Consider the following 21,270-nt stretch of genomic DNA (forward strand, 5'->3'; position numbering starts at 1 on the left):
TATTATTTCACTCCAGTGCTTCCAAAGCCTCCTTCACCTCTTGATGTTTCAGTTAATGTTTCAACTTCAATCCATTCAGCTCTTTCGTGTTTTGCAATAATCAACTGCGCAATTCGTTCTCCGTTTTCTATTACAAAATCGTCATTAGATAAATTTACTAAAATTACTCCTATTTCTCCTCTGTAATCTGCATCAATAGTTCCTGGCGAATTTAAAACGGTTACCCCTTTTTCTGTCGCCAGACCGCTTCTAGGCCTTACCTGCGCTTCGTAACCAATTGGCAATTCTATAAAAAGTCCTGTTTTTACAATAGTTCTTTCTAAAGGTTTTAACGTAATTGGTTCTATAATATTGGCACGCAAATCCATTCCTGCAGATGCAATTGTTTCGTAATTTGGTAAATCGTGCTTGCGATTTATTGATAATTTGAATTTTCATTTTTGAATATAATTTTCTTAAAACGTCTTATTTTCTTTTCATTATTCCTTTTATAGTATCTTTTTCAAAATGGTAAACCATATACATAAAGATTAAAAGAAGTGGGATTCCAACATAATATTTTTCTCTAAATCCGTAAAATGAGATTACTGAAAATACTATTGAAACACCTAAATAAGCACCAATCTTGTTCATATCATAAGGAATCGGATAATATTTATTTCCTAAAACATAAGAAATAAGCATCATACTTCCGTAAGCCGAAATGGTTGCAATTGCAGAGCCATAATAGCTGTATTTTGGAATTAAAAGATAATTTAAAATCAAAGTTACAATTGCTCCTACAATAGAAATATAAGCTCCAATTTTTGTTTTATCAGTCAGTTTATACCAAACCGACAAGTTGTTATAAATTCCCAAAAAGAAATTTGCCAAAATAATTAAAGGCACAACTTTCATTGCTTCCCAATACGATTTATTATCTAATAATAAATACTTTAAAAGATCTGCAAAAACAATTACACCCAATAAAATCAATGATCCTAAAATCACAAAATATTTGGTTATAACAGCGTAAGTCTGTGGTGCATTTTCATTTTTAGCATGACTAAAAAAGAATGGTTCAATTCCTAATCTAAAAGCTGTTGCAAAAAGAACCATAAATAATCCTAATTTGTAACAAGCAGAATAAGCTCCAACTTCAGATTTTGCAAGATTTTCAGGAAGTAAATATCCTAATAGGATTTTATCAAAATGCTCATTTACTGCAAAAGCCAAACCTGCCACCAAAATCGGAAGTCCGTATTTCATCATTTTCTTCCAAAGCACTGGATCGAATTTTCGTCCAAGCGAAAGATAATTTGGAGAAAGCACAATAAAAGTTGCCAAACTTGCTAAAAGGTTTGCAATGAAAATGTAAGCAATCTGGAAGTTTTGTACATATAAATTATCCCAAATAGAGTTCGGATTTGCTTCTGCCAATTTTGGAAGATACATCAGGAAAAATATATTCAGTAATAAGTTTATAACAACATTTCCAATTTTGATTGCCGCATAAACCATAGGCCTTTGATTGGCTCTAAGTTTAGAAAACGGAATTAAAACCAATGCATCCAAAACTAAAATCCATACCGAATAAGTAATATACTGAACATCGACTTCGGCTAAATTTGCCAATGTATTTCTAAAAATCAAGCCTGCAAAAAGAAATAGAATAGAGGTCCAAAAAATAGAAATAGTAGAAGTAGCAATTACATTTTTCTTATCATCTTCTGCACTGTAAAATCTAAAAAATGCAGTTTCCATTCCGTAAGAAAGAACCACATTAAAGAAAACCATCCAAGACAATACAATCGAAACTTCACCATACTCAGCTGTTGGTAAAATCCCTGTATATAATCTCACTAATAAAAAACTTAGCATTCTTGGTAAAACTGTCGCCAGTCCGTAAATTGCTGTTTGCTTGAATAGATTTTTATATAATCCCAAAATATAATTCTAATAATGTTTATAAGACAAAAATAACCATTTCTTTTGTTTAATGGTGCTTTTGTTGATGCAATAAAGAAAACTTATGATTGTTTTTAGACAGTCATTTTCTTTTCATCTAAAATTTTGACAAAATGAAATCCTTTCGGAGCATAACCCTGATTATAATAAAATCGATGAGCTCCAAAATTTCCTGTAAATGCATCCAAAACTATACTGCTCGCAATTTAATTCTATTGCCTTCTTCTCTATATAATCGGTTAACATTTTTCCTATCCCTCTAGATCTAAACTCAGGATTAACAACAAAATTGTCGATTTCTAGATATTTTCCTGTCCAAAGTTTTGTCGCAGACCAACAACCAGTAAGTCCAAGACAAGAATCATTTTCAAATACCGCAATCTGTATATAATTATGCGGAACCATTTCAGAGAGAAATAATTGATATTTTTCAAGCGAAATATTCGGATATAAAAATCGAATCGTATTTATCTGAGCGACCATATCTTCAGCGGTAGTAAGCTCTCGTATTTGTAAAGTCATTGTATAAAAAAGAAATAGAATTCAAAAGTACTTAAAATAAAAACTACGAAATAGACGTTTAATATTTGAAAAATAAATTAAACTTAATAAAAAAAGAAAAACACAAAATATACTCACGCTTAAAACCTTTATATCTAGATAATTATAATGTGTTTTTTATCAAAACATGTGAAATATATAAAATTTAATTAAAAATTATGTAACATTTTTTTTACAGTCTTTATTTAAATTTGTTTCAAAGGGAATGAGAAAGCTAGATACAACCCTTATAAAAAAGAAGCACTGGGACTGATAAAGCTTGTTTGTTCCCATAAAAGACAAAGCATAAGGGATTGATTCAGCTGCAGTAACCCTAAAAAAACAGAGCACTGGGACTAATAAAGCTTGTTTGTTCCCATAAAAGACAAAGCACAGGGATTGATTCTGCTGAAATGTAACCCTTAAAAAAACAGAGCATTGGGATTAATAAAGCTAGTTTGTTCCCATGAAAGACAAAGCACGCAGAGTTATCTGTCTATTTTTATAAAATGGTAGTGATTCTCAACTTAATTGTAATTTGAGAATCACCATTTTATAAAATTATTTTTAAAAAAGAATAAAACTTCCAATAAAAAGAAAAGCCAGCTAACGCTGGCTTTTCTTTTATATATTACGGAATAAATTATCCATTTAAAGCTTCTGCTCCACCAACGATTTCTAAAATCTCACTTGTAATCGCAGCCTGACGAGCTTTGTTATAAGTTAATTTCAATTGGTTTCTCAATTCAGTAGCATTATCTGTTGCTTTATGCATCGCAGTCATACGTGCTCCATGCTCAGAAGCAAATGAATCACGGATACCTTTGTATAATTGTGTTTTTAAAGACTTAGGAATTAAAGCCAATACAATCTCTTCTTTTCCAGGTTCAAAAATATAATCTCCAGAAGTAGCAACTGCATCAGTATTAATAGGTGCTAACGGTAAAAACTGTTCTACTTGAACAATCTGAGTCGCAGCATTTTTAAACTGATTGTAAACCAATTCAATTCTATCGTATTCTCCAGTTAAAAACTTTTGAGTTAAATTATCAGCAATTCCAGCAACATTTTCAAATGTCAAATGATCAAAAATTGCATTATGATGACCGTGGATTTTATGCGTTTTAGCTAAAGCATCTCCACCTTTTTTACCAATGGCAAAAACGTCAACTTGCTTTCCAGCATAAAACTCTGTACGGTTTTTAATCTCTTTAATAATATTTGAATTGAAAGCACCACATAAACCTCTGTTTGAAGTTACAGCAACTAACAATACTTTTTTTACTTCACGTTGAGTAGTGTAATCTCCCCCTATTTCACCTTCTAGTGTAGCAGAAAGATCTTGCAATAACTCCGTTAATTTCTCGGCATAAGGACGCATTGCAGTGATTGCATCTTGTGCTTTCTTCAGCTTTGCGACAGAAACCATTTTCATAGCCGATGTAATTTGCATCGTCGATGAAACGGAAGTAATTCTATTACGGATTTCCTTTAAATTTGCCATCTATTAATTAGAAAATGTGACAATTTTGAAATTAGATAATTAGAATAATGATTACATTTTCTAATTATCTAATTTACCAATTATCTTATTAGTTATATTTTGCTGAAACTTCTTTTGTCGCTTTTTCGATAACGTCAGTAATAGCGTCATCTAATTTTCCAGCTTTCAAAGCATTAAGTGTATCTTTATGTTTGCTGTTTAAGTAAGCTAAGAAATCTGCTTCGAATTCTTTTACTTTATTAACAGGAACATTTCTTAACAAGTTTTTAGAACCAGCGTAGATAATTGCTACTTGGTTTTCAACTGTATAAGGATCATTTAAACCTTGTTTTAAGATCTCAACGTTTCTTTTTCCTTTTTCAATTACGTTTAAAGTAACAGAATCTAAGTCAGAACCGAATTTAGCAAAAGCTTCTAATTCACGGAATTGAGCTTGATCTAATTTTAAAGTTCCCGAAACTTTTTTCATTGATTTAATCTGTGCATTACCTCCAACACGAGATACAGAGATACCTACGTTAATTGCAGGACGAACCCCAGAGTTGAACAAATCTCCATCAAGGAAAATTTGACCATCTGTAATAGAAATTACGTTTGTTGGGATATATGCAGAAACGTCACCAGCTTGAGTTTCGATAATTGGTAATGCAGTTAATGAACCACCACCTTTTACGATAGATTTGATAGAATCTGGTAAATCGTTCATGTTTTTAGCGATACCATCATCAGCGATTACTTTACAAGCACGCTCTAATAAACGAGAGTGTAAGTAGAAAACGTCTCCAGGGTAAGCCTCACGTCCCGGTGGTCTTCTTAATAAAAGAGAAACCTCACGGTAAGCAACAGCTTGTTTAGATAAATCATCATAAACAATAAGAGCTGGACGACCAGAATCTCTAAAATATTCTCCAATTGCAGCACCAGCGAATGGAGCGTAAACTTGCATTGGAGCTGGATCAGAAGCATTAGCAACAACGATAACTGTATAAGCCATTGCTCCTTTTTCTTCTAACATTTTAGCGATTCCTGCTACAGTTGAAGCTTTTTGTCCAATTGCAACATATATACAGAATACAGGTTTTCCTGCATCGTAAAATTCTTTTTGATTTAAGATTGTATCGATACAAACAGTAGATTTTCCTGTTTGACGGTCACCGATTACAAGCTCACGCTGTCCACGTCCAACTGGGATCATAGCATCAACTGCTTTTACTCCTGTTTGTAATGGTTCAGTTACTGGCTGACGGAAGATAACTCCAGGTGCTTTTCTTTCTAAAGGCATTTCATATAAGTCTCCACCGATTGGTCCTTTTCCATCAATTGGAAAACCAAGAGTGTTAACTACACGCCCTACCATTTGCTCACCTACTTTAAGAGAAGCAATACGTTGAGTTCTTTTTGCAGTAGATCCTTCTTTAAGTCCAGTTGATGGTCCTAATAATACAACCCCAACATTATCCTCTTCAAGATTCAATACGATACCTTCCATACCGTTATCAAATTCTACTAACTCTCCATATTGTACATTAGATAGCCCGTAAACACGAGCAATACCGTCTCCAACTTGAAGTACTGTTCCTACTTCTTCTAGCGTAGCACCAGATTCAAAACCTTCTACTTGCTTTCTTAATATTGCTGAAATTTCAGCAGGTTTTATTTCCGCCATAATTATTATTTTTACCTACTTTTACTTTTTATTTAAAATTAGAATATAAATCAACTAGATTTTTTAAGCCCTCCAAATTGCTGTAGTCAATTTTTTCCAAATCACTACTAGCAACAGAATCTCCTACATATTCTTTTAACTTACTTAAAAATTTATCTTCTTTACCTTTTTTTACTAAAATCTGAAATCCTTTTTCTTGCTTCGGTACTTTAATCACATAAGTGTTTGATGGTATATCCTGATAGATGCTCATCTTATCTGTAACTTGTACTTCTTTAAAATACTTCCAAGATGCTGAAGCTAAAGACACTCCTGCTAAAGCTCCTAAATCAAGAGCTGTATTGTCTTTTGGCGCAACATTTTCAATTTTTACCAAAAGAGCTCTGTATTTTGTTTCTGTATTGTCATCATTATAGACACCAAACATTACGTTTTCTTTTGCTTTGAAATTGAATGTTCTTAAATTTCCTTTTTCATTTGGACCAAAAACCGTTACCAGTTTCCCATCACCACCGCTATCTAAATCTACCATACCATTGCTAGATTTTGGAACAGCGATTCTTTCAAAATCAATAGTTACTTTTCCTTCTGTTTTTTCACCTTTTGGATCAATAGCATATCCTTTTTTATCAAAAATATTAGCTGAATTTTTCTTAGCTTCCTCATATTTAGCCATCTTGTCAGCATTTTGAGCACTTAAAAGTACTTCTGCCTCACTTAAGGTCATAAATTTTTGACCATTTAAATACGAGTTATCTACAACTTCTTTAACTAATCTTTCAGTATCAGCTGCGCTGCTTCTGCTTGTATATTCGAAAGATGGTGCATAAGTAAATGTTTTATTTGACTCAGTCAAAGCTACTACCATTTTTCCTCCTCTGTCAACAGCTTTAACCAAAGATCTTCCGCTTAATGACAAAATATCAACATTCAAAACTGGATAAGGAGATGAATCTTGTTTCCAAGAAACAACATATTTTGCTACCACTTTAGACATAAACTCTTTACGCTCTGCATCACTATATTTTGACGTAAAAGCATCTTCAGGAACTTCACCAGAAAAAACCAATTTTTCAGCTGTATGAATTTGGTAATTTAAAGTGGCTAATTGTTTCGCATCAACTTTACCTGCTTCTTTTACTTTTTCTATTTCTGCAGAAATACTCGGGCGTTCTTCAGCAAAAAAAGCATCAAGATTTTCAATACCTTTTGCAGTGAAAATTGTATACTTTTTAGCAAGAAGCTCTGCTATTGCTTTTTTATAATTTAATGTAAAAGACAATAACTCAAAGTTTACCTCTGTTTTTTTAGACCCATCTAAATTCGTAACCACTAACCAGCTTTTAGAATTTTGAGCATCAATTTTATGTGTTTTCAAATTAGCAACAATCCCTGTCGAACCATCTAATGATGTATATGTAAATTGTGTACCTGTTTTATCTTTATCGACCTTAGCAATTGCAGTACCGTCAAATAAAATTTTGTTATCATCTTCTTTGATCTTTTGACCAAACGATAGAAATGATATACAGAAAACAAATAAAATTAAAAAATTCCTCATAGGTTAGATTTAGTTTTGGGTTAACTCTCTTTTTAATACTTGTAATCTGTTAGCAACTGAAGCGTTGTACTGATTATCTCCTATTCTTAAAATAAATCCACCAATAATTGAAGGATCTACCACATTTTCAATTGTAATTTTTTTATCTGATAAAGTTGCAACTTTTGCTAAAACTTTAGCTTCTAAAGCAAGCATCCATTGGAATTGCTGTTGTAACTTTCGCTACTTCAACACCATTACTTTCATCAAATAATTTATTGTATTCTAATGCAATTGCATGTAGAATTTCAAATCTTTTGTTTTCGAATAATAAACGGAATAATCCTTTTGTCACTCCATTTACATCTGCAAAAACTTCTAAAAGAGCACCTTCTTTAACTTCAACTGTTGTTGTTGGGTTTTGAATAAATGTACTCAACTCTTCATTAGTCTCAATTACCTTAGCAATTGATTTCATATCGTTATTGACAGCTTCGGCAACACCTTTAGAGTTTGCTAAGTCTAGAATTGCTTTTGCATAACGAATTGTCTGCTCTTGTACTTGCCATAATCTTAGTTTAACTTTACGTCACCTAACATTTTCTCAACCAATTTAGTTTGAGATTCTTTGTTAGATAATTCTTCTTTCAATAATTTCTCAGCAATACTTAATGATAGAGAAGAAACTTGAGATTTCAATTCTGCCATTGCAAGCATTTTTTTCACTTTCGATAGCGGCTTTAGCTTGTTCGATCATTTTTTGACCAGCTTCTTGCGCTTCGTTTTTAGAATCAGCAATCATTTTCTCTTTCATTTCGCGAGCTTCCTTCAACATCGCGTCACGTTCAGCACGAGCTTCATTCAAAATTCTTTGATTGTCAGCTTGTAAATTTTCCATTTCTCTCTTTGCGTTTTCAGCAGAAAGCAATGCATTTTTAATACCTTCTTCTCTTGCAGTAATAGATTCCATAATTGGTCTCCAAGCAAATTTTACTAAAAGTAAAATCAAAACTACCAAGATTAAAGCTTGCCAGAAGAATAATCCGAATGAAAAATCGTTAATTAACTTATCCATTTTATATAACTATATTAAATATTTAATTTCTTTTTTAAAAGTAACAACATCTTTAACCAACCGTTAAAGATGCTGTTATTTCTCTCTTTATTATTTTCCTAAGATTAAAGCAACAAATGCTAAACCTTCTAATAAAGCCGCGATAATAATCATCGCAGTTTGAATTTTACCAGCAGCTTCTGGCTGACGAGCAATAGCGTCCATAGCAGATCCACCGATTTTACCTAAACCTAAACCTGCACCGATTACTACTAAACCAGCACCTACTAAAGTTGGAATTGTTCCCATAACTATTTATATATATAAAATTAAACTTCTAAAATTAAATAATCGCAGTTTCGTCTTCGTGGTGGTGAGCATGATCATGATCTTGAACTGCCATACCAATAAACAATGATGATAACATTGTAAAGATGAACGCTTGCAAAAACGCAACTAAAATTTCAATAACAGAGATAAACAATGTCAATCCTAATGAGATTGGCAAATCTGTCGCTAAATTTTTTCCAACAAAAATCATTGCGATCAAACTCATAATTACTACGTGACCTGCAGTAATATTTGCGTACAAACGAATTAATAATGCGAATGGTTTTGTTAATGTTCCTAAAATCTCAATTGGAGCTAAGATAATTTTCATTGGAACTGGTACTCCTGGCATCCAGAAGATGTGACCCCAATAATCTTTGTTTGCACTAAATTGAGTAATGATAAATGTAAAGGCTGCTAGACAAACTGTAATAGCAATGTTTCCTGTTACGTTGATTCCTAGCGGAGTCATTCCTAATAAGTTCAAGATCCATACAAAGAAAAATACAGTTAATAGGTAACCCATATATTTACGGTATTTTTTCTCTCCAATATTTGGAATTGCAATTTCATCTCTAATGAAAATTACAAGTGGTTCTAAAACTCTACCAAATCCAGTTGGGATTGGTCCTTTTTTATATGATTTTGCTAAACCAGTAAACATTAATAATAATAATACTGATACGAAAAGCATTGAAACAACATTTTTAGTAATAGAAAAATCTAATGGCTTTTCATTTTCTGGATGACCGTGCTCATTAAAAGTAATTGTTCCGGCTGCATCTGTTTTGTAAATTTTACCGTGAACTAATTTGTAGAAGTTTCCATCAACTTCTGCAACTGTTTCTCCAAAGTGGAATTTTGAAGAAGAAAAAACTTTAAGACCACCATCAATTAAAATAACTGGTAATGGAAAACCGTAGTGTTTGTTTTCTTTCTCATCTTGAAAGAAAACAAAATCGTGAGAATCTTGTAAGTGGTGATCAATAAATGCATCAACTTTTGCCTTTGGATCTAGAGCAACGTGCTCTCCTTCTTCGGGAGCATTATGTGAAACTACTTTCTCTTCGTGAGCAGTTTCAGTTTGTACATGCGTCGAATCATTCTCTTGATTTGCAAAACCCATAATAGGTAGAGAAGCTACAAAAGCCGCAAGAATAAAGCTGAGTGGTTTGTTTGAAATCACCATATCGTGGAAAATCTTATTTTTTTACGTTTCTAAAATTTGGTGCAAAGGTACATTTTTTATTAATATTCAAAAGGATATGAAAAATTATTTTTAAACCTTGTTTTAAAGAATTGTTATTTTAACGCTTTTCATTTAATAATCGGGCAGTTAAAAGCGTCTGAAATAACAAAAACAGCACAAATGTTACAAAAAAACTAATTTTTTCAACATCGCTCTCCCCTGTTTTGTTTTTTAAGATTGGCCGCAAAACTAAATAGGCTAATAACATTTGTGTAAAGGTTCCGAATAAAAACGTCATTCCGACGATTTCAAAATTCTTCTTTTTTACTACTAATAATATAAGGTATAATAAAGACGAAATCGCGAAGAAAGAAAAATACAGTAATTCTAAACTGTAATGAAAATTCTTCGTACTAATTTCACTAAAGAAAAAAATTGCTTTATGAATAATATAAGTCCCTAAAGCAAGGCCAAACAAATAAAAAAACGGTTTGTAATTTTTTGAAAGCATTTGAAATAATTTTTGTGCAAAGATGCAACTTTTATCTCAAGGCTTTTTTATTTACAAACTACTTTGTTTTATTGATATCATTTACTTGTCGGATTACATTATACAATGCAACCCCAACACCGGCTAATACAAAAATGGTTTTATAATATACTTTGGGGCTTGGATGTTTCTCATCGAGCCAAGTTCCGAAATAAGAGAATACAAAAATGATTACTCCCATTTGAAAGGGAATGTTAATAAATGCCAACCATTTATTTCTCCTATCATTGTTCGGCTCCTTTTCCATCTTCTAACATTATAACTGTGTTTGAATGTGCAAGCATTGTGCAGGTTGCTGTAAAGTCGGCACCTGGTTCTATTGAAAGTTTTCCTACTGCAACTTCTCCATGTATTTGAGCAGTCGATTTAATATTAAGGGTTTCTAGAACTTTTATTTTTCCGTGAAACTCTCCTTCAATATCTGCATTGTTACAAATTATTTCTCCTTTAACAACTCCTTTTGCCCCAATCACTATTTTGCCTTGCGAAGTAAAATTTCCAATCAATTCGCCATCTAATCTAAAATCGGCTTTAGAGACTATATCTCCTACTATTGATGTTCCTTCAACAATTCTATTTGTTTTTCCTAATTGTTCAGTTCCGTTTTTTTTTACTTTTTCAAACATGGCGGTTAAGATTTAAGGGGTTTTTGGGCTAAGATATGTATCTAGATTTTTTTTAATTTGAACAATTTTATAATTGTCATTTGATATAATTATTGCTTGATCTGGGATTTTATATTTCTTATCATCTCTGAAAACTCCAGCAACATCATTTGCATAAGCCTCAGATTTTAAACCATGAATAACTACAAAACTTTCTGTTTTATTGTATTTATCCAATGATGTTGTCAATCTTTCGTAATTTTCAACTAATAAAAATACTCTAATTGCTTCTTCAATTCTTTTAACCGCCTTTGTATCGTTATTATTAACTCGATATACTATTTTCCAGTTTTTAGTGTCTGTTGTTGTAAAATTAAGTTTCTCTAAAATAGGAACCTGTTTTTCTAGAATTTCTCTTGCATTTTTACCTTCTTCACTATTCGGATAATTATCAGCTACATTCTCAAGTCCTTTTTTATAAGCTTCTAAACCATATACTTTTCCTTGAGTGTTAGCCTTTAGCAATTCGTATTTTGAAACAATATCATCTCCAGAATATTGGTTAATTAGATTGTCAATATTTGCCAAGACTTCGTTAAAATGTTCTTGCTCAAAAAGTTTATACCATTTTTGATATTCTTTGTCTGGACTAGAATTTGGATCTTCTTCTTTATTGTTTAAAATATGAGCATATCTCGAATCTGGATATTTTGAAGATATCTCAGCTTTTATAGCTTCAGCTTTTGCTGGGTTTGTAATTTGATATATTTTGTATAAATTATACATTGATGGCAATACCAATTTTTCTTCAGGATTATTTTGAAGTAATTGTTCTAGCTTATCACTTGCCAAATTATATTCTTTAAACTTCTCCTTGTATATAAGTCCCAATTGATAGTATGAAAAGTTTCGTTCTTTGCCAATGCTATCCATAGCTGTTTGCGAAGTTGGAAGCTGTTTTACATAATAGGCTACAGTATATTTTTCTGGTACAATGGTATCTTTTAATGCGTTAGCAACTTCTTTAGTTGCAATAGAATCATTCATCGCATCATTATTAATGGCTCTCATTCCTGCCAATCTCCAGTTTCCGGCCATAGTTCTGTTACCCCACATTTTTTTAAACTGTAGTTTTCCATAGGCTACGGTTGTAGGGTTATAAAAATAGAATGTACTTGCGTTATCATTTCCTCCAGGCGGCACGATTCCTTCTGGTTCCATTGATTTACCTAAAGATTGCGGGTTTACTGCTCCATTTCCTGGAATTCCCGATTGAGAATTTCGATCGATATTGGCTAATCGTTCTTTTTCTTTTTCTTCTAAAAGTCTTTTTTCTTCGTCTTTCTTTTTAAGCTTTGCAATATAACCTTCGAAATAATCTTTCTTTTCGCTTGGTGGCAAATTGTATACCTTAATAATACTATCATTGCGTTTTGCGATAGCTTCGTATTTAATTACGTCATCAAGATTTTTTCTGTTTTTTTCTATAAAAGCAAATTCTCTGGTTTTGGGATCCAGTTTTACCAAAGTACTATCATAATACTTTGCTTCGCCATAGAATAATCAGTGTTTTTAAAATACATGTTTCCGATGTTTCTGTAAGCAGATGCCATCAAATAAGGATCTTTAGATTTTCTGCCTAAAGATTTATTGTAGAAGAATAATGCATTTTCTTGATCTTTCTTTTTATCATAATAAACTCCCATTTCATAAAAAAGAACATCATAATAAGGACGATTTTCACGATCAGTCACCAATTTATTAAATGTTTTTAAGAAAATCGTATCATTATCTTTACCATAATCAAACATTTGTGCTTTTTTCGCGTAAGCGTGCATCATATACTTACGATCTGCTTTTCGGTTTAAATCAATAACAGCATCATAGAAATAAATGGCGCTGTCACGTTTTCCTTCTGCTTGATACATCTGACCAAGTATAAAACGATACCTTGCGCGTTCTTCATTCTTTCTTGTAAATTGTTCTGCAACTCTAAGTCTAGAAACAGCACTGTCTTTTTGTTCCAGATTAATAAAAGCTTCTGCCAAAAGAGCGTTGGCATCAGCATAAGTCTGTTTATCTAAATCTGTTTTTTTAAGTAAAATTTTAATATTCTTAAGAACAATCGCATCGTTTCCTAAACGCATATTGGTTTTTTCGCGCCAAATTTTTGCGGTATAAATATTATTACTTTCTGGATATTTGTATAAAATATAATTGAAAGCCTCAATTGCTGGAATGAAACGTTGGTCGTAATATCTCGCTTTTCCTAGCATAAGATACGCTTCGTCAATCTGCCAGTTTCTTTCTCTTCCTCCAATATTCATGGAGTGTTTCTGAATGGCTTTTGTAGCTTTGGTTTCTGCCTTTTCAAAGTCAGGATTTTTAGTTTTTTCCCCTTCAGAAAAATTTTCATCAAACTGCATTTTTTCAATTGGCAGTATCTTCCAAAAATTATCTTCGTTATTAGCCTGAATTGACTTTAAACCTTTTTCTAGACCAATTCCTCCATTATAAAGAATGTTATATTTTGTCCCAATCGAATGAGAACTTCGAGCCAAAAAAGTATTTTTTTTGGTAGAACAAGCTATCAAAAAAGAATAAAAAAACGAGAGTAAAACTATATTTAAGAGTATTCTTTTTCAATAGAAAAGAGTTTAAAACAGATAACTACTAAAAATTGGTTTTAGTATATTCACTTGTAAAAATACGCTTCTTTTTGAAATATAGAAATTCTTACACAGCAAAAAACAATTCTAGTTCTTGTAAGGTCTCTTTTGAGGTCTGAATGTCTTTGACAATCTCCCCCTTATTAAGAGCAACAATACGATTACAAACCTCGACAGTATGTTGTAAATCATGGCTTGAAACTAAAACCGTTACGTTTGGATCATCGGCTAATTCTTTGATTATTTTTTTTAGTCGGCTCACCGTTGTTGGATCTAAATTTGCAAAAGGTTCGTCTAAAATTACAACTTCTGGATTACCAATAAGAGTAGCAATTATTCCCACTTTCTTTTGGTTTCCTTTTGATAAATCACGAAGATATTTTTTATTCTTTAAAATTTCTCCGTTAAAAAATTCCTCGTGCTTCGCCAGCAAAGCATCAATATCTGCCTTATTCTGATTGCGTAAATCTCCGATAAAATAAAAATATTCTTCTGGAGTTAAATATCCGATAAGAAAATTTTCATCTAAAAAAGATCCAGTAAAAGATTTCCAGTTTTCACTTGTATTCACCTGAATATCATTACTTTTTATATATCCTGTTGAAGGCTGGATTAGGTCTAAAAGCAAACTGAAGAAAGTTGTTTTTCCTGCTCCGTTATTTCCTACCAACCCAAAACTTTGTCCTTTTGGAATTTCTAGACTATTAATATTTAAAACTGTTGTTTTGTTATATGTTTTTGAAAGCTGATGTACTTGTATCATGGCAATGTTAGGTTTATTTTCTAATGGGCAAATTATCAATTAACTCTTTTGTTTATAAGCACTTATTGTACTATATTTTTCTCTTTTGTATATCTTTTCTATTAATGAAAACACTTTTTCTTTAAAGATAAAACCCAAGATTCCTACTCCTGCAACTAAGGCTAATGCAACCGTTTTATCTGCATAATGCAAACCAAACCAATATAATATCGATGGTAGAAATATTTTTGGCAATGACAATAACATTGCATTAACATTAAACACTTTTTTATCAGAAAAAGCACCGCCAGCATTACTTAAATCAATTGGCGTTTTGGTAAAAGCGCCACCCAAAAGCACTAAATGAGAATTGACTCCTATATTATAAATTGCTCCAACTACAACAATTAGATAAGTTTCCCAACCATATAAAAGATAAAAAGAAGCAAGTATTGTTGAAATGAAAGTTGCAATTACAACAAGCCACCATTTTGCAGTAATGTAACCTCTATACGGAATATTCTGCGTCATCATTAATTGATAGTATGAACTGTCCCAACTCGGTACAAATTGTCCAAATACAAATAGAAATCCGCCCGAAACAAAAATTCCAGCAAAAATTTGCATAGCAGGCGGCTGATTCATGTTTCCGAAAAAAATCAATCCGTAGAATAAAAAGATAACACTCATTACTATAGTGGTTTTGGATCTTTTATTTCTTTTGATGAGTTTAATGTCATTTTTAAGAAAAGTTCCCAAAGTCCCGAACTGATTCAGCCACGAAAGATTTTCTGTAGAAGCAACATCTTGTTTTACAGAGAGTCCTGCATCGAGATATAAATTCTTTTCAAAGTATTTAAAAGTAAAATAATGCAGTGTTATTAATACTAGAATCGGAATCAAAAACAATCCGTCTATTTCATAAAAACTTTGAAAAAATGGCGTTGTAAACTTTGTAATATCAAATAATTGATAATATTGTGCACTTCCTAAAACTATAATCAATAATAGAAAAAGAGCAAATAATCTGTCAATATTACTCAAAATAATATTTAGAAAATTGTTGATATAAATAATAGACATTACACCCAAATGCCAAAAAATAATCTGAACAACATCATATCCGTTTAAAATTAGAACAACAGTAAATGGAACAAAAAATAAGGCATGTATCCAATTAAAAAAAGATAAAATCGTTTTGCCTAAAGAAAAATGAACAATGGTCCTTTTTTTTAAAGGAAGAACCAGCAAAGGTTTGATATTTAGAACAGGAATTGACTGTAATAACAATCTAATCATTAAATCGGCTAAAAAATAATAAATCAGAAATTTGTTTAAAGTCACCAATGGTTCCAATTTCATTTCTTTAAGCATATAAAATGCTCCAACTCCCATACCAATAAAAATTAAAGAAAAATAGATCATCAAAAAACCTATTACAATTTTCATTGCCAGATTTTTACCGAAAGATGCCGATCTAGTAAAAGCCTTCCATTCGAGATAAATAAACTTCTTAATCATGGTTTATGGTTTAAGTATTTTTGTAGTAAGAGCCCAAATGTAGGAAAACGTTACAAAAAAAGTTAAAAAAAATAATTTCGTGCTAAAATTTTAATAGTGGTTTGCTACTTTTGCATAAAAATTCTATCATGCCTTCATTCTTAAAACTTATAATTAAAGAGGTTAAAAGAGAAACTGCAGATGCTGTTTCTATTCTTTTTAATGTTCCTGAAGAACTAAAATCTGACTATAAATTTATAGCAGGTCAATATATAAATTTAAAATTAACTCTTGACAATCAAGAAATTAGACGTGCATATTCTATTTGCTCTGCACCAGACAGCGGCGAATTAAGAATTGCTGTAAAAGCAGTAAAAAATGGTCTTTTTTCTCAGTTTGCCAATACTAAATTAAAAGCAGGAGATGTTCTTGAAGTAGGCCAGCCAGAAGGTAAATTTACTTTTGAACCAGATGCTGAAAGACAAAAGAACTATGCGGCATTTGCTGCAGGAAGCGGAATTACTCCGGTTCTTTCTATCATAAAATCAGTTTTAAAGAATGAACCAAAAAGCTCATTTGTATTGGTTTACGGAAATAAAACTCCTGAAAGTACAATCTTTCATCAAGAGCTTCACGATTTGCAATTGCAATATGTAGGAAGATTTTTTGTGCATAATGTATACAGCCAAGCAAAAGCTGAAAATGCTTTATTTGGACGAATTGAAAAATCGGCTGTTAATTTTGTTTTAAACAACAAACACAAAGAACTTCAATTTGATAAATTTTTCCTTTGCGGGCCAGAAGAAATGATTAATACTGTTTCTAATGTTTTAAAAGAGAAAAACGTAAAAGAATCTGCTATTAAATTTGAGTTGTTTACATCTTCTTCTGAAGAGCACGAAATTCAAGGTTCTCAAGAAGGACACACAAAAATTACTGTTTTGGTAGACGATGAAGAGACTACTTTTGAAATGTCTAAAAAACAAATAATTCTTGACGCAGCTCTAAAACAAGGTGTCGACGCTCCTTATTCTTGCCAAGGCGGAATCTGCAGTAGTTGTTTAGGTCGTGTTACGAAAGGAACCGCAGAAATGACGAAAAATTCTATTTTAACAGATGGAGAAATTGCTGAAGGTTTAATTTTAACTTGTCAAGCACATCCAACTTCAGAAACTATTTATGTTGATTATGATGATGTTTAATTGTTAAACTCTCAAAATATAAAATTCCAAATCTCAATTTTAACGTTGAAATTTGGAATTTTTTTTGCGCTTATCTTTCCTCTATGATATTTTTCTTATAGAATTTTGATTTAAAAAAATATCGAAAAAGCCTTCATCTTTTTGAGTATTTTTTAAAAAATGTCCTGAAAATTTACTAAATTAGTAGTACGCTCTAGACTAATACATCTTTATCTTTTAAAGATACATTTTGTAAAGTCGCATTTAATTGTTAACACGTTTAAAACATTAAATATCATGGAAATGCATCACTACCTCCGTCTAACTTTTATATTGCTTTTTGTAATAACTGCACTATTCTGTGGCTATTTTATAATTAAAGCAGGAAAAAACAGAAAAGTTCCCAAACTCCTTTCAAAAGAAGAGTATAATTCTTCAACAGCTAAGGAAATTAAAGAAGTATCAATCTCTGATAGTTTTTTTAATATTTGGCCTTATGTAAGCGAATTAAAAGCGACTAAAATTTTATCTAAAAAAATTAAAGAATCTGAATTGGTACATAAAGTTTACCGAAATTCTGCTGAAGATAGAGAATACATTTTACTAGCTACAGAAAAAGAAAATCAGTTTGTTGAAATTGTCGTTGACAAAAACAAAAAGAAAGTATTAGGCTATCTTTTTCTAAGCTTATAAAAAAACAGCTTTAAAAATTAAAAGTAAGATCTTTGTCAGAGTTTTAAACTTTGGCAAAGATTTTACTTTTTCTCCATTTTTTATATTTTAAATAATGGTATTTATCTTTGAAACAACATCTTCTGGTAAAATTGTTCTCATAGCATCTTCATATCCTTCGACAATTTTGTTTCCATAAACTGAAGTTGGTAATTTTGGATATTGATTTCGGTCTGAAGTTAAAGCATCTACCATCTTCTGGTTAAACGGCAAAAATCCTGCGTACGGATGCGTCGCGCCCCAAAGCGTAACTACTTTTACACCCAACATTGCCGCGATATGTGCATTTCCAGAATCCATAGAAAGCATCACATCAAGATTGCTGATTAATTGTAATTCCTGCTGAAATTTAATTTTTCCAGCCATATTTATTACATTTTCAAATGGTTGTGCAAGAGAATCTAAAATTTCGATTTCCTTCTTTCCTCCACCAAAAAGTAAAATCGTCTGATCTTTATTTTCGGCCAATTTTGCAATTACTTCCTGCATTAAATCAAGAGGATAAACTTTAGAATCGTATTGCGCAAAAGGCGCAATTCCAATTAGTTTTCGATAATCGTGTCCAATTAAATCGTTAATTTCTGCACTTAAGTCTGCTTTTTTAGGAAACTCCGGATGAGACAAATCAATAGAAAAACCAAGTTCTTGAAACACTTTTACGTGTCTTTCAAACATCGTTGGCAATTGCTTGAAAATCTTATTTTCAGCACGTGTTAATTCTTTTTTACCTTCTCTTCCTTTATCAACAGTTGCTCTTTTTTTCCGCTTAAAGCGAAAAGTAAACTCACCACCTTAGATCTCAAAACATTATGAAGATCAGCAAATGCATCAATCTTCAGTTTTTTTATATCTCCATATAAGCGTAAAAGCCCAAGAAATCCTTTGTGTCTTTCTTTTTCATCAAAAGCAAAAAACTCAAGATTAGGAATTCCGTCAAAAAAAGGTTTGAAAAATGGACGAGAAATAACGGTTAGTTTTACCGTTGGATATTGTTTTACAAAAGCTCGTAAAACAGGAACCGTCATGGCGACATCTCCCATTGCGGATAGTCTCATGACGGCTATATGCTTAATTTTGCTAGACAAGTCTGCCAAATTATTTTTTATTTTGATATAAAACTGGGTTCAAATCGTCGTCGTTGTACATTTTCATTTGTTTGTAAACTTTCATGAATTTGTCACCGTTTTCGATATCTGTCAATAATTCTTCAATTGCTGTAGATAAATCTGTTCTTTGCTCTAAAAGAATATTTAATTTTTCCTGACATTTATCTCTATGTTCCTGAGAAGCTTCAGCACGATTAGCTTCTTCATGCATGTGATAAATTTTTAAAGCCAAAATAGATAATCTGTCAAAAGCCCAAGCTGGACTTTCAGAATTGATTTTTGCTCCTTCTTTTACTTTTACATCGCTATATTTCTGTAAAAAGTAACTATCAATGTATTCCACCATATCAGTACGTTCCTGATTTGATGCATCAATTCTTCTTTTAAAGTTAATGCCGCAACTGGATCAATCTGTGGATCACGAATAATATCTTCAAAATGCCATTGAACAGTGTCAATCCAATTTTTTAAATATAACAAATGCTCGAACTTATCTTTTGGATAAGGATTATTGATCGGCTGATCTACATTATCAAACTGGTGATAATCTTTGATGCTTTGCTCGAAAACAGAATATGCTAATTTTGAAAACATGTTTTTATTTTTTTATGAAACAAAGATACTTTTTATACTTTTATACTTTGAAAAAAAACATTAATTTTTCAATTATTCCTAATAAACAATTGATCTTCTAAAAAAATATTATGAAAATCCATTATATCTCTGAGAACAACAGTGTATTAAATCATTTTTTAGGTCAGATCCGAAATGTAAAGGTTCAAAACGACAGTATGCGTTTTCGTCGAAATATTGAACGTATTGGAGAAATCATGGCTTATGAATTGAGTAAAATTTTACCTTACAAAGAAGTTGAAATTCAAACGCCTTTAGGAATTAAAAAGACGACAGAAATTGATGCAAATTTGGTACTATGTCCAATTTTAAGAGCTGGATTGCCTCTACATAATGGTTTTCTAAATTATTTTGATCATGCAGAAAATAGCTTTGTTTCTGCCTGCAGATATCATCCAAATAATGACGATGAATTTGAAATTCGAGTTGAATATCAGGCAATTTCTGACTTAAATAATAAAACAGTCCTTCTTCTTGATCCAATGCTGGCCACTGGACAATCAATTGTTGCGGTTCATGAAAAATTAATAGAAAATGCTACTCCAACAGAAATTCATATTGTTGTTGTTATTGCAGCTCCAGAAGGAATTGATCACCTTGAAAAAAATCTTCCAGAAAACTGTCATCTATGGGTTGCCTCTCTAGACGAAAAACTAAATGAGAAAAACTACATTGTTCCTGGACTTGGAGATGCTGGCGATCTTGCTTACGGAAGTAAATTATAATTGAGAGAAAAAAGTAAATAAACTACACACAATCAGAGTATAATAAACAATCTCGTTATTAAGTTTCTGTTGCATGTATTCTACATGACTTGTTGCCATTATCGTTAATGGTGCAATACTGAATAATAATAAATCATTGCTTTTATTTGGCGAAATGATATAAACAAAAGCGACTATAAAAAAACAAGCTACAACTTTCTTGTACGAAGAATGTACAATTTGAGGCCTGTTTGATAGCGTCATTAGCATCGAAGTAACAAAAAATAACGCTACAGCGGTGTAAATTGAAAGTGCTTGCGTTTTCGTAATTATTTTTAAAATAATCTATTCTAAAATCGATTACAGCTTTTTCTTGGATGAAAGCTATTGCATCAATATTTAAAATTAATGATGTCATATAGAATAAAATAGTTACGGCCAAAAGCGCTATAAAAGGCAGAACCCAGTTTCTATAATCTCTTGAAACATGAAAAATAATAGATATATAAACTAAAATTATAAAGAGAATACTCCAAAATTGAAATAAAGAAGCTACAAAAATCCAAAATGCGGCATCAAATATTTTTTCTTTTGATGCTTTAAGAGATTGCAATGAAATTAATCTTCGAAGTGCCAATAAAATGAAAAAATTGGCATAGATAACATTTGAGTTATTAAAAATCGTTGGGAAAAATAAAATAAACAATAAGTAAAAAAGTATCGAGTAACCGTTGTCTTTACTGAGTCCGTTCTTTTTTACAATGAAATTAATCATAAAAAAAGAAGCCAAAATAAAGCATAACAAACTCACTTTTTGAAACGCCAAAAAATAAGAAGTAACCCAAGATGGGTCTTTAATTTGGAACATAAAAAAGAAAACCAGTATTAAAATTACAACCAATGAATAATTTAATGGCGTAGATTTTTTAAAAACACTTGTTATCATAAGGATATTTTATACTTTTGTGATTGTAAAGATAATACTTGTTTAAAAGGAAAGACCTAACAAGTTGAAAAAAGATTTGGTTCGCCGAATTTTATCTTCAAGGCATTACACAACAATAAATAACATATAATT

General features: G+C 31.5%; 16 protein-coding genes and 6 pseudogenes. 3 read left to right on the forward strand and 19 right to left on the reverse strand.

Going from position 1 to position 21,270, the window contains the following annotated elements; genetic code table 11:
• Positions 1–2: 2 nt before the first annotated feature.
• From dut to P5P87_RS16590, 16 genes and pseudogenes are all read right to left on the reverse strand, one after another.
• Positions 3–438, reverse strand: a pseudogene (gene dut, locus P5P87_RS16515) (dUTP diphosphatase).
• Between the two features lie 27 nt (positions 439–465).
• Positions 466–1,926 carry a lipopolysaccharide biosynthesis protein gene (locus P5P87_RS16520; protein ID WP_278019975.1) on the reverse strand — a complete coding sequence of 487 codons (1,461 nt, stop codon included), beginning with the start codon at positions 1,924–1,926 and terminating at the stop codon, positions 466–468.
• 95 nt (positions 1,927–2,021) lie between these two features.
• A pseudogene (locus P5P87_RS16525) lies at positions 2,022–2,469 on the reverse strand (GNAT family N-acetyltransferase).
• Positions 2,470–3,130: 661 nt separating this feature from the next.
• On the reverse strand, positions 3,131–3,991 hold the full coding sequence (gene atpG / locus P5P87_RS16530; RefSeq protein WP_278019976.1) for an ATP synthase F1 subunit gamma: 861 nt from the start codon (positions 3,989–3,991) through the stop codon (positions 3,131–3,133).
• A gap of 88 nt (positions 3,992–4,079) precedes the next feature.
• Positions 4,080–5,657: a F0F1 ATP synthase subunit alpha gene (gene atpA, locus P5P87_RS16535; protein ID WP_278019977.1), complete on the reverse strand. Its 1,578-nt coding sequence runs from the start codon at positions 5,655–5,657 to the stop codon at positions 4,080–4,082.
• Positions 5,658–5,685: 28 nt separating this feature from the next.
• Positions 5,686–7,218 carry a hypothetical protein gene (locus P5P87_RS16540; protein WP_198855031.1) on the reverse strand — a complete coding sequence of 511 codons (1,533 nt, stop codon included), beginning with the start codon at positions 7,216–7,218 and terminating at the stop codon, positions 5,686–5,688.
• Between the two features lie 9 nt (positions 7,219–7,227).
• A pseudogene (atpH, locus tag P5P87_RS16545) lies at positions 7,228–7,766 on the reverse strand (ATP synthase F1 subunit delta).
• 4 nt (positions 7,767–7,770) lie between these two features.
• Positions 7,771–8,272: pseudogene (locus tag P5P87_RS16550) on the reverse strand (F0F1 ATP synthase subunit B).
• 90 nt (positions 8,273–8,362) lie between these two features.
• Positions 8,363–8,560: an ATP synthase F0 subunit C gene (atpE, locus tag P5P87_RS16555; protein WP_278019978.1), complete on the reverse strand. Its 198-nt coding sequence runs from the start codon at positions 8,558–8,560 to the stop codon at positions 8,363–8,365.
• A 34-nt stretch (positions 8,561–8,594) separates the two neighbouring features.
• Positions 8,595–9,770, reverse strand: a complete 1,176-nt coding sequence (gene atpB, locus P5P87_RS16560) for a F0F1 ATP synthase subunit A (protein WP_278019979.1) — start codon at positions 9,768–9,770, stop codon at positions 8,595–8,597.
• A gap of 569 nt (positions 9,771–10,339) precedes the next feature.
• Positions 10,340–10,501: an AtpZ/AtpI family protein gene (locus tag P5P87_RS16565; RefSeq protein WP_422854073.1), complete on the reverse strand. Its 162-nt coding sequence runs from the start codon at positions 10,499–10,501 to the stop codon at positions 10,340–10,342.
• Positions 10,502–10,544: 43 nt separating this feature from the next.
• On the reverse strand, positions 10,545–10,946 hold the full coding sequence (locus P5P87_RS16570) for a bactofilin family protein (RefSeq protein WP_198855036.1): 402 nt from the start codon (positions 10,944–10,946) through the stop codon (positions 10,545–10,547).
• A 12-nt stretch (positions 10,947–10,958) separates the two neighbouring features.
• Positions 10,959–12,452 (reverse strand): type IX secretion system periplasmic lipoprotein PorW/SprE, encoded by a 1,494-nt coding sequence (porW, locus tag P5P87_RS16575; protein WP_278019981.1) that lies wholly within the window; start codon positions 12,450–12,452, stop codon positions 10,959–10,961.
• Positions 12,446–13,486 carry a type IX secretion system periplasmic lipoprotein PorW/SprE gene (gene porW / locus P5P87_RS16580; protein ID WP_278019982.1) on the reverse strand — a complete coding sequence of 347 codons (1,041 nt, stop codon included), beginning with the start codon at positions 13,484–13,486 and terminating at the stop codon, positions 12,446–12,448. The genes porW (P5P87_RS16575) and porW (P5P87_RS16580) overlap by 7 nt, the downstream gene beginning before the upstream one ends.
• Before the next feature lie 175 nt (positions 13,487–13,661).
• Entirely contained in the window at positions 13,662–14,357 is a 696-nt protein-coding gene (locus P5P87_RS16585; RefSeq protein ID WP_278019983.1) for an ABC transporter ATP-binding protein, read from the reverse strand.
• 39 nt (positions 14,358–14,396) lie between these two features.
• A complete protein-coding gene (locus tag P5P87_RS16590) occupies positions 14,397–15,857 on the reverse strand; it encodes a DUF5687 family protein (protein WP_278019984.1) in 1,461 nt (486 codons plus the stop codon).
• Between the two features lie 128 nt (positions 15,858–15,985).
• Here P5P87_RS16590 and P5P87_RS16595 point away from each other — a divergent pair, with 128 nt between their 5' ends.
• Both P5P87_RS16595 and P5P87_RS16600 read left to right on the forward strand, forming a co-directional pair.
• The gene (locus P5P87_RS16595) at positions 15,986–17,038 is read left to right on the forward strand and encodes a 2Fe-2S iron-sulfur cluster-binding protein (protein WP_278019985.1); all 1,053 of its coding nucleotides are present in this window, start codon (positions 15,986–15,988) and stop codon (positions 17,036–17,038) included.
• Between the two features lie 282 nt (positions 17,039–17,320).
• Entirely contained in the window at positions 17,321–17,710 is a 390-nt protein-coding gene (locus P5P87_RS16600) for a hypothetical protein (protein ID WP_278019986.1), read from the forward strand.
• Between the two features lie 87 nt (positions 17,711–17,797).
• Here P5P87_RS16600 and P5P87_RS16605 read toward each other — a convergent pair.
• Both P5P87_RS16605 and P5P87_RS16610 read right to left on the reverse strand, forming a co-directional pair.
• Positions 17,798–18,804: pseudogene (locus tag P5P87_RS16605) on the reverse strand (glycosyltransferase family 9 protein).
• A 40-nt stretch (positions 18,805–18,844) separates the two neighbouring features.
• Positions 18,845–19,449 (reverse strand): annotated as a pseudogene (locus P5P87_RS16610) (DUF4254 domain-containing protein).
• 110 nt (positions 19,450–19,559) lie between these two features.
• On the opposite strand from P5P87_RS16610, the gene upp reads away from it, so the two are divergent.
• Positions 19,560–20,213 carry a uracil phosphoribosyltransferase gene (upp, locus tag P5P87_RS16615; RefSeq protein ID WP_198855045.1) on the forward strand — a complete coding sequence of 218 codons (654 nt, stop codon included), beginning with the start codon at positions 19,560–19,562 and terminating at the stop codon, positions 20,211–20,213.
• Positions 20,214–20,355: 142 nt separating this feature from the next.
• Here upp and P5P87_RS16620 read toward each other — a convergent pair whose 3' ends face one another.
• On the reverse strand, positions 20,356–21,138 hold the full coding sequence (locus P5P87_RS16620; RefSeq protein ID WP_278019987.1) for a hypothetical protein: 783 nt from the start codon (positions 21,136–21,138) through the stop codon (positions 20,356–20,358).
• Positions 21,139–21,270 lie beyond the last annotated feature (132 nt).

This window comes from Flavobacterium ginsengisoli (assembly GCF_029625315.1).
GTDB lineage: Bacteria > Bacteroidota > Bacteroidia > Flavobacteriales > Flavobacteriaceae > Flavobacterium > Flavobacterium ginsengisoli.

Coding starts and splice junctions, on each gene's coding strand:
- atpG (WP_278019976.1), bottom strand. CDS start 3,991: ATGGCAAATTTAAAGGAAATCCGTAATAGAATTACTTCCGTTTCATCG.
- atpA (WP_278019977.1), bottom strand. CDS start 5,657: ATGGCGGAAATAAAACCTGCTGAAATTTCAGCAATATTAAGAAAGCAA.
- P5P87_RS16540 (WP_198855031.1), bottom strand. CDS start 7,218: ATGAGGAATTTTTTAATTTTATTTGTTTTCTGTATATCATTTCTATCG.
- atpE (WP_278019978.1), bottom strand. CDS start 8,560: ATGGGAACAATTCCAACTTTAGTAGGTGCTGGTTTAGTAGTAATCGGT.
- atpB (WP_278019979.1), bottom strand. CDS start 9,770: ATGGTGATTTCAAACAAACCACTCAGCTTTATTCTTGCGGCTTTTGTA.
- P5P87_RS16565 (WP_422854073.1), bottom strand. CDS start 10,501: ATGGGAGTAATCATTTTTGTATTCTCTTATTTCGGAACTTGGCTCGAT.
- P5P87_RS16570 (WP_198855036.1), bottom strand. CDS start 10,946: ATGTTTGAAAAAGTAAAAAAAAACGGAACTGAACAATTAGGAAAAACA.
- P5P87_RS16585 (WP_278019983.1), bottom strand. CDS start 14,357: ATGATACAAGTACATCAGCTTTCAAAAACATATAACAAAACAACAGTT.
- P5P87_RS16590 (WP_278019984.1), bottom strand. CDS start 15,857: ATGATTAAGAAGTTTATTTATCTCGAATGGAAGGCTTTTACTAGATCG.
- P5P87_RS16595 (WP_278019985.1), top strand. CDS start 15,986: ATGCCTTCATTCTTAAAACTTATAATTAAAGAGGTTAAAAGAGAAACT.
- P5P87_RS16600 (WP_278019986.1), top strand. CDS start 17,321: ATGCATCACTACCTCCGTCTAACTTTTATATTGCTTTTTGTAATAACT.
- upp (WP_198855045.1), top strand. CDS start 19,560: ATGAAAATCCATTATATCTCTGAGAACAACAGTGTATTAAATCATTTT.
- P5P87_RS16620 (WP_278019987.1), bottom strand. CDS start 21,138: ATGATAACAAGTGTTTTTAAAAAATCTACGCCATTAAATTATTCATTG.